The sequence below is a fragment of the Pseudomonas sp. SDO5271_S396 genome, assembly GCF_054071795.1.
On record NZ_JBSVWB010000016.1, the window covers coordinates 19,317 to 35,613 of the forward strand.

At 60.4% G+C, this 16,297-nt stretch carries 15 protein-coding genes; 8 read left to right on the forward strand and 7 right to left on the reverse strand.

Annotated elements, in window-relative coordinates; genetic code table 11:
• Positions 1-9: 9 nt before the first annotated feature.
• Both ompR and ACW9IN_RS13385 read left to right on the forward strand, forming a co-directional pair.
• Complete coding sequence (gene ompR / locus ACW9IN_RS13380) at positions 10-750, forward strand: osmolarity response regulator transcription factor OmpR (RefSeq protein ID WP_015373500.1); 741 nt, start codon at positions 10-12, stop codon at positions 748-750.
• Positions 751-867: 117 nt separating this feature from the next.
• Entirely contained in the window at positions 868-2,181 is a 1,314-nt protein-coding gene (locus tag ACW9IN_RS13385) for an ATP-binding protein (protein WP_457366399.1), read from the forward strand.
• Between the two features lie 131 nt (positions 2,182-2,312).
• Here the strand turns inward: ACW9IN_RS13385 and rimK are convergent, their stop codons facing one another.
• Positions 2,313-3,218, reverse strand: coding sequence for a 30S ribosomal protein S6--L-glutamate ligase (gene rimK / locus ACW9IN_RS13390; protein ID WP_457366320.1), 906 nt, complete (start codon positions 3,216-3,218; stop codon positions 2,313-2,315).
• Positions 3,215-3,697, reverse strand: coding sequence for a retropepsin-like aspartic endopeptidase RimB (gene rimB, locus ACW9IN_RS13395; protein ID WP_457366321.1), 483 nt, complete (start codon positions 3,695-3,697; stop codon positions 3,215-3,217). The genes rimK and rimB overlap by 4 nt, the downstream gene beginning before the upstream one ends.
• A 297-nt stretch (positions 3,698-3,994) precedes the next feature.
• Here rimB and ACW9IN_RS13400 point away from each other — a divergent pair, with 297 nt between their 5' ends.
• Positions 3,995-4,402: an RNA-binding S4 domain-containing protein gene (locus ACW9IN_RS13400; RefSeq protein ID WP_457366322.1), complete on the forward strand. Its 408-nt coding sequence runs from the start codon at positions 3,995-3,997 to the stop codon at positions 4,400-4,402.
• A 102-nt stretch (positions 4,403-4,504) separates the two neighbouring features.
• Here ACW9IN_RS13400 and ACW9IN_RS13405 read toward each other — a convergent pair whose 3' ends face one another.
• Positions 4,505-5,308: a phosphatase PAP2 family protein gene (locus ACW9IN_RS13405; RefSeq protein WP_457366323.1), complete on the reverse strand. Its 804-nt coding sequence runs from the start codon at positions 5,306-5,308 to the stop codon at positions 4,505-4,507.
• Between the two features lie 125 nt (positions 5,309-5,433).
• Between ACW9IN_RS13405 and hslO the strand changes: the two genes are divergently transcribed.
• Entirely contained in the window at positions 5,434-6,336 is a 903-nt protein-coding gene (gene hslO / locus ACW9IN_RS13410) for an Hsp33 family molecular chaperone HslO (protein WP_457366324.1), read from the forward strand.
• Positions 6,337-6,515: 179 nt separating this feature from the next.
• A complete protein-coding gene (locus tag ACW9IN_RS13415; protein WP_457366325.1) occupies positions 6,516-8,057 on the forward strand; it encodes a phosphoenolpyruvate carboxykinase in 1,542 nt (513 codons plus the stop codon).
• Positions 8,058-8,136: 79 nt separating this feature from the next.
• On the opposite strand, the gene ACW9IN_RS13420 is transcribed toward ACW9IN_RS13415, so the two are convergent.
• A complete protein-coding gene (locus ACW9IN_RS13420; protein WP_457366326.1) occupies positions 8,137-8,265 on the reverse strand; it encodes a YhfG family protein in 129 nt (42 codons plus the stop codon).
• 174 nt (positions 8,266-8,439) lie between these two features.
• On the opposite strand from ACW9IN_RS13420, the gene ACW9IN_RS13425 reads away from it, so the two are divergent.
• The 3 genes from ACW9IN_RS13425 (at position 8,440) to ACW9IN_RS13435 (ending at position 12,227) form a co-directional block, all read left to right on the forward strand.
• Positions 8,440-9,615, forward strand: a complete 1,176-nt coding sequence (locus ACW9IN_RS13425) for a tetratricopeptide repeat protein (RefSeq protein ID WP_457366327.1) — start codon at positions 8,440-8,442, stop codon at positions 9,613-9,615.
• Positions 9,616-9,835: 220 nt separating this feature from the next.
• Complete coding sequence (locus ACW9IN_RS13430) at positions 9,836-11,773, forward strand: RecQ family ATP-dependent DNA helicase (protein ID WP_457366328.1); 1,938 nt, start codon at positions 9,836-9,838, stop codon at positions 11,771-11,773.
• Positions 11,774-11,795: 22 nt separating this feature from the next.
• A complete protein-coding gene (locus ACW9IN_RS13435; protein ID WP_457366329.1) occupies positions 11,796-12,227 on the forward strand; it encodes an acyl-CoA thioesterase in 432 nt (143 codons plus the stop codon).
• A gap of 148 nt (positions 12,228-12,375) precedes the next feature.
• Here ACW9IN_RS13435 and ACW9IN_RS13440 read toward each other — a convergent pair whose 3' ends face one another.
• The 3 genes from ACW9IN_RS13440 to fdhD form a co-directional block, all read right to left on the reverse strand.
• Entirely contained in the window at positions 12,376-12,828 is a 453-nt protein-coding gene (locus ACW9IN_RS13440) for a glycine zipper domain-containing protein (RefSeq protein WP_457366330.1), read from the reverse strand.
• Positions 12,829-13,056: 228 nt separating this feature from the next.
• A complete protein-coding gene (locus tag ACW9IN_RS13445) occupies positions 13,057-15,405 on the reverse strand; it encodes an FdhF/YdeP family oxidoreductase (protein WP_457366331.1) in 2,349 nt (782 codons plus the stop codon).
• A complete protein-coding gene (gene fdhD / locus ACW9IN_RS13450; RefSeq protein ID WP_457366332.1) occupies positions 15,402-16,241 on the reverse strand; it encodes a formate dehydrogenase accessory sulfurtransferase FdhD in 840 nt (279 codons plus the stop codon). Before fdhD ends, ACW9IN_RS13445 begins: the two co-directional genes overlap by 4 nt.
• Positions 16,242-16,297 lie beyond the last annotated feature (56 nt).

The following is a 16,297-nucleotide window of genomic DNA, read 5'->3' on the forward strand; positions in this document are numbered from 1 at the left end:
GAGCATCCAATGAGCAGCACTGCACAAACTGCTGAAGGCGAAAAAATTCTCATCGTTGATGACGATCCGGGGCTGAGCAGCCTGCTGGAGCGTTTTTTCAACTCCAAGGGCTACCGTGCCCGCGCGGTGCCGAATACCGAGCAGATGGACCGCCTGTTGGGGCGTGAGGTCTTCAATCTGGTCGTGCTCGACCTGATGCTTCCCGGCGAAGACGGCCTGACCGCCTGCAAACGCCTGCGTGGCGCAAACAACCAGATTCCCATCATCATGCTGACCGCCAAGGGCGATGAGCTGAGCCGCATCAAGGGCCTCGAGCTGGGTGCTGACGACTACCTGGCCAAACCGTTCAACCCGGACGAGTTGATGGCACGGGTCAAGGCGGTACTGCGTCGCCAGGCACCGCCGGTACCGGGCGCACCTGGCAGCGAAGATGAAAGCGTCACCTTCGGCGACTACGAGCTGTCGTTGGCCACCCGTGAACTCAAGCGTGGCGATGAAGTGCACATGCTGACCACCGGCGAGTTCGCGGTACTCAAGGCCCTGGTGATGAACGCTCGCCAGCCGCTGACCCGCGACAAGCTGATGAACCTGGCCCGTGGTCGTGAGTGGGATGCGCTGGAGCGTTCCATCGATGTGCAGATCTCCCGTCTGCGCCGGATGATCGAACCGGATCCCTCCAAGCCACGGTACATCCAGACCGTATGGGGCGTGGGTTATGTGTTCGTGCCGGATGGCACTGCCACCAAGTGACCGATGATTGGCAGGAGCGGACATCCTTGGGTTGCGCCCCATAAGGGTCGACGGGATGTCCGGCGTCTGCAATCCTGCGAGCGCCGCTCGTTCCTGCCAGGTGTCTAGTTGTCTTCTATGAAAACCCCGCTGTGGTTCCCTCAAAGCTTTTTCTCACGCACCCTTTGGCTGGTGCTGATCGTCGTTCTGTTTTCCAAGGCGCTGACCCTGGTTTATCTGTTGATGAACGAAGACGTGCTGGTGGACCGGCAATACAGTCACGGCGTCGCATTGACGCTGCGCGCCTATTGGGCGGCCGACCCCGAGAACCGCGAGAAGATCGCCAAGGCCGCCACGCTGGTGCGGGTGGCGGGCGCAGGCGTGCCCGAGGGCGAACAGCACTGGCCCTACAGCGAAATCTACCAACGCCAGATGCAGGCCGAGCTGGGTGAAGACACCGAGGTTCGGTTGCGCATGCATGTGTCACCTGCCCTGTGGGTGCGGGCACCGAGCCTGGGTGAAGACTGGCTGAAAGTGCCGCTGTACCCGCACCCGTTGCGAGGACAGAAGATCTGGAACGTGCTGGGCTGGTTCCTGGCGATCGGGTTGCTGTCGACGGCGTCGGCGTGGATCTTCGTGCGTCAGCTCAACCAGCCGCTCAAGCGCTTGGTGTTTGCCGCCCGCCAACTGGGGCAGGGGCGCAGCGTGCGCCTGCCGATCAGCGATACGCCCAGTGAGATGACCGAAGTGTATGGCGCATTCAACCAGATGGCGGAAGACGTCGAACAGGCCGGTCGCGAGCGGGAGTTGATGCTGGCGGGAGTTTCCCACGACTTGCGTACGCCGTTGACGCGCCTGCGTCTGTCCCTGGAGTTGATGGGCAATCACACTGACCTGACCGACGACATGGTTCGCGACATCGAGGACATGGATGCAATTCTCGACCAGTTCCTGGCGTTTATCCGCGATGGCCGTGACGAAGTGGTGGAGGAGGTCGATCTCACGGACCTGGTGCGTGAAGTGGTAGCGCCCTACAACCAGGGCGGCGAACAGGTGCGCATGCGCCTGGAGCCAATCCAGCCGTTTGCCTTGCGCCGGGTATCGATGAAGCGCCTGCTCAATAACCTGATTGGAAATGCCCTGCACCATGCCGGCTCCGATGTGGAGGTGGCGGCGTATGTGTCTGGCGACAGTGCTGCGCCGTACGTGGTGTTGAGTGTGATGGACCGGGGCGCCGGCATTGACCCTGCCGAGTTGGAAGGCATCTTCAACCCCTTTACCCGGGGTGATCGCGCCCGGGGTGGCAAGGGCACTGGCCTGGGGTTGGCGATTGTGCGGCGTATCGCTTCGATGCATGGCGGCAATGTCGAGTTGCGCAATCGCGAAGAAGGTGGCCTGGAGGCGAGGGTACGTTTGCCGCTCGGGCTGATGTTGCCCAGAGACGCGGTCTAACAATCACAGCAAATCAAATGTGGGAGCTGGCTTGCCTGCGATGAGGGTGAAACATTCAACATAGTTGTTGACTGAACCACCCTCATCGCAGGCAAGCCAGCTCCCACAGTTTTTTGTGGTGTCTGTCTAATTCAACCCTTACCCTTGGTCCGGGTCATATTCGGCCCGCCGTTCTTCTCCAGGTGCTGGATGATAATCCCCGCCACATCCTTGCCGGTGGTGGTCTCGATGCCTTCCAGGCCTGGCGACGAATTGACTTCCATCACCAGCGGCCCGTGGTTGGAACGCAGGATATCCACTCCCGCCACACTCAACCCCATCACCTTGGCGGCCCGCAGTGCGGTCATGCGTTCTTCGGGGGTGATCTTGATCAGGCTGGCGCTGCCGCCTCGGTGCAGGTTGGAGCGGAACTCTCCTGGCCTGGCTTGGCGCTTCATCGCAGCAATCACCTTGTCGCCCACCACGAAGCAACGGATGTCCGCACCACCGGCTTCCTTGATGTATTCCTGAACCATGATGTTCTGCTTGAGGCCCATGAAGGCCTCGATCACCGACTCGGCCGCCGTTGCAGTCTCGCATAACACCACGCCAATGCCCTGGGTGCCTTCGAGCACCTTGATCACCAGCGGCGCGCCGTTGACCATGGCGATCAGGTCAGGGATGTCGTCCGGGGAGTGGGCAAAGCCGGTGACTGGCAGGCCGATGCCACGGCGTGACAGCAGTTGCAGCGAGCGCAGCTTGTCCCGCGAGCGGGCGATGGCAACCGATTCATTGAGGGGGAACACTCCCATCATCTCGAACTGACGTAGTACCGCGCAGCCGTAAAAGGTCACCGAAGCGCCGATTCGCGGGATCACCGCATCAAAACCCTCCAGCGGCTTGCCCCGGTAATGGATCTGCGGCTTGTGGCTTGCGATGTTCATATAGGCACGCAACGTGTCGATCACCACCATTTCGTGGCCACGCTCAATGCCGGCCTCAACCAGGCGGCGGGTGGAATACAGACGCGGGTTTCGCGAAAGCACGGCAATCTTCATGCAACACCTGGGACAGAAAGGGTAGAGACCGGGAACACCGGCTTGTCTTGAACGTATTTGGTGCCGGGGTTGACGACCAACTGGCCATCGACCAGCGCCTTGGAGCCCAGCAGCAGGCGGTAACGCATGGCCTTGCGACAGGCGAGGGTGAATTCCACACGCCACACACCATCGCCCAGGGCCAGGGTAGTGCTGATCACATAGCGCACCTGTGCATGGCCGTTGGAGCTCTTGATGGTTTTCATCGTCACCAGCGGCGCTTCGCAGCGACGGTGACGCAGTTGCACCACGCTGCCCAGGTGTGCGGTAAAGCGCACCCATTTCTCACCATCGCGCTCAAACGGCTCGATGTCGGTGGCATGCAGGCTGGAGGTGCTGGCGCCGGTGTCGATCTTGGCGCGCAAGCCTGCCACTCCCAAGTCGGGCAGTGCCACCCACTCACGCAGACCCACAACGGTCAAATGGTCAAATGTCTTCAATATGGGTAACCGGCCATTCAGAAATGTTTCGTGGTTGTCGAGGACAGTAACGTCCCACTGCGCATGGATTGTGACAATCCCGAACCCTCACTGAGGATCCGACCCTCGATTCGCGGTATTCACGCAGAATATTCGGCAAATGGCGACAGATATCGCTCAGGTTTCCGTCATTGATCGAGGCACAGGGAAATCACGCAAAACGCGCGGTGCCTGGCGTATCTTAGGTGAGCCTTGTGGTTTATGCGTCGAAGGGTTTCAACGGTACAGTTGCGACATTTTTCAGAGCGAGGAATTCAAGTGGCTCAAAAGCAGGAAGAGGAAGAAAAGGTTCGGTTGGACAAGTGGTTGTGGGCTGCGCGCTTCTACAAGACCCGTGCCCTGGCCAAGGCTGCCATCGAAAGCGGCAAAGTGCATCATCGCGGCGAACGCTGCAAGCCGGGAAAGGAACCGCGGATTGGGGATGAATTGCAGATTCGCGCCGGCTTCGATGAAAAGACCGTCGTGGTGCAGGCGCTTTCCATCGTGCGCCGTGGCGCGCCCGAAGCGCAGACGCTGTATGTCGAGACCGAAGCCAGCATCGCCAAGCGGGAGAACGCCGCGGCAATGCGCAAGGCGGGGGCCATGGGCTTGAGCACCGACGGCAAACCGAGCAAGAAGCAGCGCCGCGATCTGTTCAAGTTCCGCGGCAGTGGCAACGACGACTAGAAGCTTGTGCAAACAGCTTCTCGGGTTGAGCTGGCTTGGTGTGGTGAGCAGGCTTGTCCTGCGCTGGGCTGCGGAGCAGCCCCCATCACAGGGCTCACGGTGTTACGTGCTTGCGCGCATGACGCTCAATCGCCCCACCAGCGGCAGCTTGCTCAACAGCCCGAATGCCGGCGCCGTCACCCGCACCAAACCGCCCGACACCTTCGCCGCAAATGGCGTGTAATACCCCCAGCCCAATGCGAGCAGTGCCAGTAATACGCCGCCGATGTAATCGTCCTGCCCCCAGTGCGCACCCGCCACCAGGCGCGGCAGCATGAACAGCAGCGCCAGGCCCCAGATCACCAGTACCTGGCCCATACGTTTGGCGAACACCGTCATGAACATTCCCCAGATCAACAGCACCGAAGCGTGATCCCCCGGGAAGCTTTGGCTCGAGCGGTCTTTCAGTTCCCAGGTTTTTTCCAGTCCCGGGAAAAAGTCACTCATCTGAATTGCTCCGCTGATCACCATCGACGGGCTGCTGTGTTGCCAGCCCATCTGCGCCGCGAGTTTGGAAAACAGCATGCGGATAAACAACAGCAGTAGCAGAATGCCGAGGAAACCGAAGAATGCCTGGCGTACCTGCACGGCCTTGAATACCCAGTCGCCGCGAATCAGCAGCGTGAGCAGGATCAAACCGACCACTGCGTCGAATGGCCGCAAGCTGGCGATGGCCCACATATGTAGCCAGGTCGCGTTGCTTGCCAAGGGGTCATTGAGCAGGTGAAACAGCCATTCGTCGAAAATCACACACAGCATCTGGCCCGTGGGCCACAGCCAAAAACACAGCAGTCCGATAGCCAGAAGGTTACAAGCGGCCCATCGCCCGAGGTTCCACTTGGCTTGGAACAAACCCGGATTGTTCATAAACTGTCCCTCTTCGCTCTAAATCTCTCCACACATCCCGGAGAAAAGTGCACCAGTTTGGTGCCAAAGGGTTTGATTTTATAAACCTTGTAATCAATTTGTCATCCATTCAGATACCCAGACCTATGACTGATTTACCGGATACCGACTTCACCCAACGCTTCATCTTCGATGAGAGCGATGCCCGTGGCGAGCTGGTCTCGCTGGAGCGTAGCTATGCCGAAGTGCTTGCCAAGCACCCCTATCCGGAGCCGGTCGCGCAATTGCTCGGCGAGTTCATGGCGGCGGCTGCGTTGCTGGTGGGTACCATGAAGTTCGACGGTTTGCTGATCCTGCAAGCACGTTCCGAGGGCCCGGTGCCACTGCTGATGATCGAGTGTTCCAGCGAGCGCGAAATCCGAGGTCTGGCCCGTTACGAGGCGGACCAGATCGCGGCGGATGCCAGCCTGTCCGACCTGATGCCCAATGGCGTATTGGCTCTGACCGTGGACCCGACCGAAGGCCAGCGTTACCAGGGCATCGTGGACTTGGATGGTGCGACCCTTTCCGACTGCTTCACCAACTATTTTGTGATGTCCCAGCAAGTGAACACGCGCTTCTGGCTCAACGCCGACGGCAAGCGTGCCCGTGGCCTGCTGGTGCAGCAACTGCCGGCGGACCGTATCAAGGACGAAGATGACCGTGCCGCCAGCTGGCAGCACATCATCGCCCTGGCCAATACCGTCAAGGCCGAAGAGCTGCTGGGCCTGGACAACGCAACCATCCTGCACCGCCTCTACCACGAAGAGGCCGTGCGCCTGTTCGATGAACACCCGCTGCGCTTCCATTGCAGCTGCTCACGGGAGCGCTCGGCCAATGCATTGGTCAGCCTTGGGCTGGAAGATGCCTTGAACCTTGCACAGGAGCAGGGCGGTCAAATCGAGATCGACTGCCAGTTCTGCAACCAGCAATACCTGTTCGACGCCGCCGACATTGCCCAATTATTCGCCGGCGCCGGTGTAGACACCCCTTCGGGCACCCACCACTAAAACGTTTAAGCACAGGTAAATCACCTGACAAACGCCGGATTAGCGCAGTTCTGACGGGAGGGCCCTACTCTTTTTGGGCTTTTCTGGCATAATCCGGCCCACTTTTTTCGCGGTAGTAGTGCGCAACTTTCTACTACAAAACGTTTGGAGCACTCGGCCTTAGGCCGACGGGGAACCTCATGACGCAAGCCAATAACGCCGTATACACCGATCTGAGTGTTGACGATCTGGTCAAAGAAGCCCTGCAGCGCGGTGAAGGCGTGCTTGCCGATACTGGCGCGCTGGTTGTCGAAACCGGTCACCGTACCGGCCGTTCGCCAGTCGACCGTTTCATCGTTGAAGAGCCTTCCACCCAGGACTCCATTGCCTGGGGCCCGATCAACCGCAAGTTCCCGGCCGACAAGTTCGATGCCCTGTGGGCTCGCGTCGAGGCGTTCAACAATGCGCAAGAGCATTTCGTTTCCCACGTTCACGTAGGCGCTGCCGCAGACCACTACCTGGCCGTGAAAATGACCACCCAGACGGCCTGGCAGAATCTGTTCGGTCGTTGCCTGTTCATCAACCCGGCCCAGTACAACCCGGCCGGTCGTGAAGAGTGGCAAGTGCTCAACGTGGCCAACTTCGAGTGCGTGCCAGAGCGTGACGGCACCAACTCCGATGGTTGCGTGATCCTCAACTTCGCCCAGAAGAAAGTGCTGATCGCCGGCATGCGCTACGCCGGTGAAATGAAAAAAGCCATGTTCTCGGTGCAGAACTTCCTGCTGCCGGCTTCCGACGTACTGCCGATGCACTGCGCCGCCAACATTGGCGAAGCGAACGACGTGACCCTGTTCTTCGGTCTGTCGGGCACTGGTAAAACCACCCTGTCCGCCGACGAAAGCCGTTACCTGATCGGTGACGACGAACACGGTTGGGGCGAAGGCGTGGTGTTCAACATCGAAGGCGGTTGCTATGCCAAGTGCATCGACCTGTCCGAGAAGAACGAGCCGGTCATCTGGAAAGCCATCAAGCACGGCGCCGTGCTGGAAAACGTGGTGATCGACGAGGCCAAGCACGCCGACTACACCAACGTCAGCCTGACCCAGAACAGCCGTGCCGCCTACCCGCTGGAGCACGTTGCCAAGCGTTCCGAGAAGAACCTGGGTGGCGAGCCAAACGCGGTGATCTTCCTGACCTGCGACCTGACCGGCGTACTGCCGCCTGTGTCGATCCTCAGCGAAGAGCAAGCGGCCTACCACTTCCTGTCCGGCTACACCGCGCTGGTGGGCTCGACCGAAATGGGTTCCGGTGGCGGCATCAAGTCGACCTTCTCCACCTGCTTCGGCGCACCGTTCTTCCCGCGTCCGGCTGGCGAATATGCTGAGCTGCTGATCAAGCGCATCCGCGGCTTCGGTTCCAAGGTCTACCTGGTCAACACCGGCTGGACTGGCGGTGGCTACGGCGTCGGCAAGCGCTTCAACATCCCGACCACTCGCGCGGTGATCGCGGCGATCCAGGGCGGTACCCTGGTTGGTGCCGAAACCGAACACCTCGACACCATCAACCTCGACGTGCCACTGGCCGTACCGGGTGTCGAGACTGGCCTGTTGAACCCACGCAACACCTGGGCTGACAAGGCTGCGTATGACGAAGCAGCGAAGGCGCTGGCTGGCCTGTTCATCGAGAACTTCAAGAAGTTTGAAGTGAGCGATGCAATCAAGGCGGCGGGTCCACAGTTGTAAGATGTGCCTGCTATAAGAAAGCCGCCCGAATGGGCGGCTTTTTTGTGCTTGAAATATCGGTGTTCGAAGCGTGTTCAGCCTACGGCAGGGGTTTGTCGACGTCGGCCGGTTGGGTATCGAACCCTTCCAGGCGCAGGCTGGCCAGGTAGTTGGAACGGCGGATCTTGTGGTAATGATCCTGTTTTTGCTCAAACGTCGGTTCGCTCATCGCAGCGCACTCCTGGGAGGTACGGCTTGTTTGTAGCGCAATGCTACGGCGGGCAGGCGGGATAAAAACCACGTCACATTCTGTACAAAAAGTCTGCCGGTGCGCTGAATTCGGCGTATGTTTCACCGCAAAATCTTGTGGGCGATTCCGCCCGTTACTTAAAGGGAGTTAAGCATGGGTTTGCTTCGTGTCGCCTCGGCGATGTCATTGTGTGCGGTGGCCTTTTCCATCCAGGCCGAGCAATTGCCGATCGAAGTGCTCAGCGCCGTGGTCAAGGACCAGAAAATCGCCGACGCTGAAGTGTTGCTGCAACGCAACGGCGCCCAGAACGTCGTGGGGCGCACCAATGCCCAGGGCCAGGTGACCCTCACCAGCGAAGCCGCCGATGACGCCACCAGCCTGTTGATCATCAAGAAACCCGGTTACTCCAACCTGGTGGTCAAATGCCCGTGCAAGGGCATGACGTACGCCATCAGCCCCGTGATGGAAAACCTCGACGGTCTGCGCGTGGTACTGACCTGGGGCAAAACCCCGGAAGACCTCGATTCCCACATGATTTTCCCGGGCAACAACATCTACTTCGAGAACAAGAACGGCACCGATGCCGAGCTGGACGTGGATGATGTCGACAGCTACGGCCCGGAAACCATCACCCTGCAGAAAAAACACTACGGCGAGAGCTACGTCTACGCCGTGCATGACTTCACCAATATCGGCAATCCGGGCTCGCGGCAGTTGTCCAACAGCGAGGCCAAGGTGTTCGTCTACATGGGCCAGTCCCTGGTGCGCACCTACTATGTGCCGAAAAACCGTAGCGGCAACCTCTGGACGGTGTTCCGCATGACCGGCAGCGGCGACTTCCAGGACATCAACACCTTCAGCGGTGTGAACGTGGAAGCCAAGGACGTGCTCAACGAAGTCAAACCGTTGCTGGACGACAGCGTGGCGGTCACGGCGGTGGCGGTAAGCTCTTCTGCACAAACCGATGCGAAGCGTCTGAACGTGCAGGGCGAAGCGGCCTACCAGGCCGGTAATCTGGACCAGGCCATTGATCTGTTCCGTCAGGCCATCGATCTGGATAACGGTTTCGGCAAGGCTTACGGCAACCTCGGTCTGGCTTATCAGAAGGCCGGTAACACTGCTGAATCGATCTGGGCCAACCGCAAGGCCATCGCTCTGGCGACCGGCGCGAACGCTGCGACGGTACGTGCCGGTGCCTACTACAACATTGCGCGGATCTACGAAGCAGCCGGGCAGTTCTCCGACGCCTTGCGCCACTACCAATTGGCCAAGGGGCAGACGGCCAATCCGGTATACGACAGCGCGATCGAGCGGGTGCAGAACCGCTGAGTTTTGTTATGCCGAGGTGACACTGTGGGAGCAAGTTTGCTCCCACATTTTATTTGTAGCGTTCCTACAGTCGCTGTTGAATCTGCCCTATTTGGCCCTGGGCCATCGCGCTACCCTGTGTATCATCCTGTCTCTTTTTTCCTTGCGACCTTTCTCGATTCGCCGAGATTCCCGGGCTATGTTTTTGAGCCGGCTCAGCGGTCAATGGAGTGACAGTTTCATGCACGACACCCTCCAACAGGTCTTTGGTTATCCACAGTTTCGTCCCGGCCAGAAGGCAACGGTCAGTGCGGTACTGGCCGGTCGCTCGGCGGCGGCGATTTTCCCCACCGGTTCCGGCAAATCCCTGTGCTATCAGCTGTCTGCGGTATTGCTGCCGCACCTGACGCTGGTGGTTTCACCATTGCTGGCGTTGATGCAGGACCAGCTTGGCTTTTTGCAGCGCCATGGCATTTCGGCGGGCAGTATCGATTCGGCGCAGAGTCGCGATGAGGCCAATGATGTCATGGCCCGTGCGCGTTCAGGCGAGCTGAAAATCCTGATGATCTCCGTGGAGCGTTTGAAGAACGAGCGCTTCCGCAACTTCCTGCAAAGCGTGCGGATCTCGTTGCTGGTGGTGGACGAGGCGCACTGTATTTCCGAGTGGGGCCACAACTTCCGTCCGGACTATTTGAAACTGCCGGCATACCAGCGTCAGTTCAATATCCCACAAGCGTTGCTCTTGACCGCTACGGCCACACCCAAGGTGATTGCCGACATGCAGGCCAAGTTCGCCATCGCGCCCCACGACGTGGTCACTACGGGCTTCTACCGGCCTAACCTGAACTTGTTGGTGGAACCGGTCAGCGGCACCGACAAACGTCGCCGTCTGGTCGAGTGGATGAGCGAGCGGGTCGGTCAGCCCAGCATCGTCTACGTCACGTTGCAAAAGACTGCCGAGCAGATTGCCGAGCACTTGAACCGCAACGGCATCCAGGCTGAGGCCTATCATGCCGGTCTGCCCCACGATAAGCGCGACGGCATCCAACAGCGCTTCATGGGCGGTCGCTCCACTTGCATCGTGGCCACCATCGCGTTCGGCATGGGCATCGACAAGAGTGACATCCGCAACGTAGTGCACTTCGATCTGCCCAAATCCATAGAAAATTACAGCCAGGAGATCGGCCGCGCGGGGCGTGACGGACAAGCCTCCGATTGCCTGGTACTGGCCAATCGCGACAGCCTCACCGTGCTGGAAAACTTCGTGTACGGCGACACGCCCGAGCGAGCCGGTATTCGCCGGGTGCTGGAGCAGTTGCGGGCGTCGCGCGGCGATGGGCAGTGGGAGTTTGTGCTTCGTTCGTTATCGGAGCAGAGCAACATCCGCGAACTGCCGCTCAAGACCTTGCTGGTGCAGCTTGAGCTTCGAGGCGTGATAGCGCCGCGCTATGCGTTTTACGCCGAGTATCGCTTCAAGTACCTGATTGAGCCCGACGCCTTGCTGGCGCGATTTTCCGGTGAGCGGCAACAGTTCGTCGCGGCGATCATCCAGGTATGCAAGCGCGCGCGAACCTGGGCAACGGTGGATTTCGATGCACTGTATCAACAGCACAATGCCGAGCGCAGTCGAGTGGTCAAGGCGTTGGACTATTTCCAGGAGCAGGGCCTGATCGAGATGGAAAGCAAGCAGATGACCGAGGTCTACAGCCTGCTTGATGTCGATTTCGACCCTCAGGTATTGGGTGCCGAGTTATACACAGGCTTCAAGCAGCACGAGGTCACGGAGGTGGCGCGGATTCACGCCATGCTCGACCTGTTCGCCACCGACCACTGCCTGGGCCAGCGCCTGGCCCGGTATTTTGGCGATGAAAACGCACCCGCGCGGTGCGGCCATTGCTCGGTATGTCATGGCCACGTGGCCTGCCTGCCGCTACCGCCGAATTTGCCGCCGCTTGTGGATAAAGACTTCATGGGCTTGTGCGGGGATTTTATCCACAGGCATCATCAGTTCACCGGGGAACTGCCCGCAGCGGAACGGCTCACGCGGTTTCTCGGCGGTATCAGCGTGCCGTTGTTCACTCAGTTGAAGGCGCGAGGCATTCCAGGTTTTGCCGCGCTGGAAGACTATCCCTATGCCGAGGTGCGCGAGTGGGCCGAAGCCCATCTGAATCGCCTGTAACCCACTTTCATGAGCCCTGCCAATGCCTGACGCCATGCCACAACGTGCCGACTACCCTCACTTCCAGCCGATCATCACGCGCTGGCATGACAACGATGTGTATGGGCATGTGAACAACGTGACCTACTACAGCTTTTTCGACACCGCAGTGAATACCTACCTGATCGAGCAAGGCGGCCTGGATATTCATGACGGCGAGGTGGTGGGGTTCGTAGTGAGCTCGGCGTGCGATTACTTTGCGTCTATCGCGTTTCCCGACCGTATCGAGATTGGCTTGCGCGTCGGCAAGTTGGGCAACAGCTCGGTGCAGTATGAGTTGGCGGTGTTCAAGGCCGATGAGGACGAGGCCTGTGCGGCGGGGCGCTTTGTGCATGTGTTCGTGGATAGGACGTCGAACCAGCCGGTGAGCATCCTGGGGAGATTGCGCGAGGCATTGCAGCGGTTGGCGGCTTGACGCACTTCTGCCTGCGGTGAACCCCAATGTGGGAACCGGGCTTGCCTGCGATAGCGGTAGGTCAGGCTGATCAGGGGGACCTGAAACTGCCTCATCGCGGGCAAACCCGGCTTGCGCAGCGGGCTGCGGTGTTGCTTATGTGACGAGTTTACCGGTGACGGTAATGGTGCTTGTTCTTGTGATGCCCATGGGCATGGCCGCGACCACGACGGTCATCACGGTAACGACGGTCATCGTCATTGCTCTGGTTGCCCATGTAGTTACCCAGGGCGCCACCTGCGCCACCGCCGGCGGCTGCGCCGATCAGGCTGCCGGTGCTGCCGCCCACGCTGCGACCGACCACGTTGCCACCCGCTGCGCCCAGCGCGCCACCGATGGCGGCTTCGCCACGGCTGCGCTTGTCGGCGCCGACCGCACTACCGCCCGCGCCACCCAGCGCCGCGCCAATGGCCGAACCGGTGTTGCCGCCGATCTGCTGACCGACCACCGAACCCAGAACCCCGCCCAATGCGCCGCCCACACCGGCTTCGGTGGTGCCACCGGCCATGGCTGCGCCACTGACCAGGCCAAGGGACAACAAGAGAATCGAGGAGAACTTCATAGAGAGACCTCAAGAGGATGACGGCGCGATCCTGAGGCTGTATCGGCAGTGTGACAATAGAAATCCGACCAGTAACACGAGTTGTACACAATTCTCTAAGTTACTGTTTTTGTTGGGGAACTTAAGTCTTTTTTGCGGGTCTTCAGCTACTTGGGAACGGCCGCTTTTATGCAAAAGCGGCCTTTTTTTGTGCCCGGGATTTGGCCGGCTCCTACAGTTGGAAGGGGTTCAGGCTGAGCGCGCCATTATCAGGCCGTTGTCACTCGCTGCTTCCAGTCGGATTGCGACGAATTTCGACGTGGGCGTATGGCTGCCGTCGCCGGTGCTTTCCAGTGGCACCAGTGGGTTCACTTCCGGGTAGTAGGCTGCCGCCTGGCCGGCGGGAATGTCGAATGCCAGCAGGGTAAAACCTTTTACGCGGCGTTCACGGCCGTCTTCCCACAACGACACGATGTCGGCCTTCTGCCCTGGCTTGAAGCCCAGGCGAATGATGTCGGCTTCGTTGACGAACAGCACGTCACGCTGGCCCTTCACCCCGCGATAACGGTCGTCCAACCCATAAATCGTGGTGTTGTACTGATCGTGGGAGCGCATCGATTGCATGATCAGGTCCGGCACCTTGCCCGTGGCGTGGGTGCGCTCGTGGATCAAGTCCTTGGGCAGTACGTTCGGGCGGAAGTTGGCGCGACCCGACGGCGTGTTCCAGCGACGTGCGCCGGCGCTGTTGCCGAGGTAGAACCCGCCCGGGTTTTTCACGCGTTCGTTGAAGTCCTTGAAGGCCGGAATGGTATCGGCGATCAAGTCGCGGATGCGGCTGTAGTCGGCCACCAGCCAGTTCCAGTCCACCGGTTTGCTGCCGACGGTCGCGGCCGCGATACCGGCCAGAATCGCCGGCTCCGACTTCATGAATTTGGACAGCGGTTGCAGTTGGCCGTAAGAGGCGTGGACCATGCTGAACGAGTCTTCCACGGTCACCGCTTGCGCGCCTTCGGCTTGCAGGTCGATATCGGTGCGGCCCAGGCACGGCAGGATCAGCGCGTCCTTGCCGTGAGTCAGGTGGCTGCGGTTGAGCTTGGTACTGATCTGCACGGTCAGGTCGCAGTTACGCAGGGCCTGGAAGGTGCGCGGGCTGTCCGGGGTGGCTTGAGCGAAGTTGCCGCCCAGGCCGATAAACACTTTGGAGCGGCCTTCGAGCATGGCGTGGATCGCTTCCACCACGTTGTGGCCGTTATCGCGCGGTACCTGGAACTGGAAGCGGCGCTCCAGCGAATCGAGGAACGCCACCGGTGGACGCTCGTTGATGCCCATGGTGCGGTCGCCCTGCACGTTGCTGTGGCCACGCACCGGGCACAGGCCGGCGCCTGGGCGGCCGATGTTGCCGCGCAGCAGCATCAGGTTGGCGATTTCCTGGATGGTCGGTACCGAGTGGCGGTGCTGAGTGATCCCCATGGCCCAGCACATGATCACGTTCTTGCCTTTGGCGTACATGCGCGCCGCCTGCTCGATCTCCACCAGGGTCAACCCGGATTGCTCGACGATTTCATCCCACGAGGTATCGTCGATCTTGCCCAGGTAATCCAGCACGTTGGCGGTGTGTTCATTGAGGAAGTCGTGGTCGAACACCGCTTCCTTGCCTTCGGCCTGGGCCTGGCGTTCCCACAGCAGCAGGAACTTGGCCATGCCGCGCAGGATGGCCATGTCGCCACCGAGCGCCGGGCGGAAGTACGCCGTGTTGGTTGGCTTGTCGCCGTTGGTGAGCATTTCCAATGGGTGCTGCGGATGCTGGAAGCGCTCCAGGCCACGCTCCTTGAGCGGGTTGATACATACCACCTGGGCGCCGCGTTTTACCGCTTCGCGCAGCGGTTCGAGCATGCGCGGGTGGTTGGTGCCCGGGTTCTGACCCCACACGAAAATCGCGTCGGCATGTTCGAAGTCGTCGAAGGTCACGGTGCCTTTACCCACGCCCACGCTCTGTGCCAGGGCGACGCCGCTGGCCTCGTGGCACATGTTCGAGCAGTCCGGGAAGTTGTTGGTGCCGTAGGCGCGCACGAACAGCTGGTAGAGATACGCGGCTTCGTTGCTGGCGCGGCCCGAGGTGTAGAACTCGGCCATGTCCGGGCTTGGCAACGCGTTGAGGTGTTTGCCGATCAGGTCGAACGCCGCTTCCCAACTGATGGGCTTGTAGCGATCGGTCTCGGCGTCGTAGCGCATCGGCTCGGTCAGCCGGCCCTGGTACTCCAGCCAGTAGTCGCTCTGCTCCAGCAGCGCAGTGACGCTGTGTTTGGCAAAAAAGGCCCCGTCGACCCGGCGCTTGGTGGCTTCCCAGTTCACGGCCTTGGCGCCGTTCTCGCAGAATTTGACCATGCCGCTTTCCGGCGAGTCGCCCCAGGCGCAGCCCGGGCAGTCGAAGCCGCCGTTCTGGTTGGTCTTGAGCATCATGCGGATGTTTTTCAGCGCGTTGTCGCTGGTCAGCCAGGCCTGGGCCACGCTGATCAGTGCACCCCAGCCGCCCGCCGGGCCCTTGTAGGGCTTGTAGCGCGGAGTCGGGGTTTGGTCGGCTTGATGATGATTGCTCACGGCTGGTTCTCCATCGCAGGGCTATAGACCCGCGGCGCACTTTTCTGCGGCAGGTGGATGAGATTGAGGTTGTGTCGGCGAGCCCATTGCAGGGCCAGGCCGGTAGGCGACGAGAGGCTGACCAGGGTCTGGATGCCGGCGCGCAGTACCTTCTGGATCAGCTCAAGGCTGCAACGGCTGGTAACAATTGCCAGGCCGCCGTCGGTAGGAATCTTTTGCCGAATCAGTGCGCCGATCAGCTTGTCGAGGGCGTTATGTCGGCCAATGTCCTCGCGGCCCAGCAGCAATTCGCCCTGGCTGTTCATGAACACTGCCGCGTGCACGGCGCCGCTGTACTGGCCCAACGGCTGAAATGCGCTGATTCGTTGGCGCAAGCCGTCGAGCCATGCGGCGGGCGGCAAGGGCGCACCTGGCAGCACTTGCAGGTCCGGCAACGCCTGTTCCACCGCTTCCACGCCGCACAGGCCGCAGCCGCTGGTGCCGGCCAATTGGCGGCGCTGCTGCTTGAGGTTCCAGAACGCACGGCTGGAGATCTGCACCTGAGCGTATTGGGCCGAGCCCGATCCGCTGAGCTTTAGGTCATAAATGTCGCTAACGTCGGCGATAATGCCGCTGCCGATACTGAAGCCGACGATAAAGTCTTCAAGGTCCGTCGGCGTCACCAGCATCACCGCCTGGCTGATGTCGTTATAGGCAATCGCCAACGCCACTTCTTCCGCCAACGCAGTGCTGGCGGCTTCCGTGTGTTCCAGATTGCAAAACTGATAGCTCTGGCTGGCGGCCGGCGCAGGCTCTTCAGGGGCGGGCGCCGCGCAGACTGGGCGCTTGGCGTTCATGGGGCATACCACCGACGGATTGATCAGTGTTTAGACTAGGCGCGACAAAGCGTCGC

Bases quoted from the DNA above. Each gene is read 5' to 3' on its own strand.
- ACW9IN_RS13435 (WP_457366329.1), top strand. From the start codon at position 11,796: ATGCCTGACGCCATGCCACAACGTGCCGACTACCCTCACTTCCAGCCG.
- ompR (WP_015373500.1), top strand. From the start codon at position 10: ATGAGCAGCACTGCACAAACTGCTGAAGGCGAAAAAATTCTCATCGTT.
- rimK (WP_457366320.1), bottom strand. From the start codon at position 3,218: ATGAAGATTGCCGTGCTTTCGCGAAACCCGCGTCTGTATTCCACCCGC.
- ACW9IN_RS13425 (WP_457366327.1), top strand. From the start codon at position 8,440: ATGGGTTTGCTTCGTGTCGCCTCGGCGATGTCATTGTGTGCGGTGGCC.
- hslO (WP_457366324.1), top strand. From the start codon at position 5,434: ATGACTGATTTACCGGATACCGACTTCACCCAACGCTTCATCTTCGAT.
- ACW9IN_RS13385 (WP_457366399.1), top strand. From the start codon at position 868: ATGAAAACCCCGCTGTGGTTCCCTCAAAGCTTTTTCTCACGCACCCTT.
- ACW9IN_RS13430 (WP_457366328.1), top strand. From the start codon at position 9,836: ATGCACGACACCCTCCAACAGGTCTTTGGTTATCCACAGTTTCGTCCC.
- fdhD (WP_457366332.1), bottom strand. From the start codon at position 16,241: ATGAACGCCAAGCGCCCAGTCTGCGCGGCGCCCGCCCCTGAAGAGCCT.
- ACW9IN_RS13415 (WP_457366325.1), top strand. From the start codon at position 6,516: ATGACGCAAGCCAATAACGCCGTATACACCGATCTGAGTGTTGACGAT.
- ACW9IN_RS13440 (WP_457366330.1), bottom strand. From the start codon at position 12,828: ATGAAGTTCTCCTCGATTCTCTTGTTGTCCCTTGGCCTGGTCAGTGGC.
- ACW9IN_RS13420 (WP_457366326.1), bottom strand. From the start codon at position 8,265: ATGAGCGAACCGACGTTTGAGCAAAAACAGGATCATTACCACAAGATC.
- ACW9IN_RS13405 (WP_457366323.1), bottom strand. From the start codon at position 5,308: ATGAACAATCCGGGTTTGTTCCAAGCCAAGTGGAACCTCGGGCGATGG.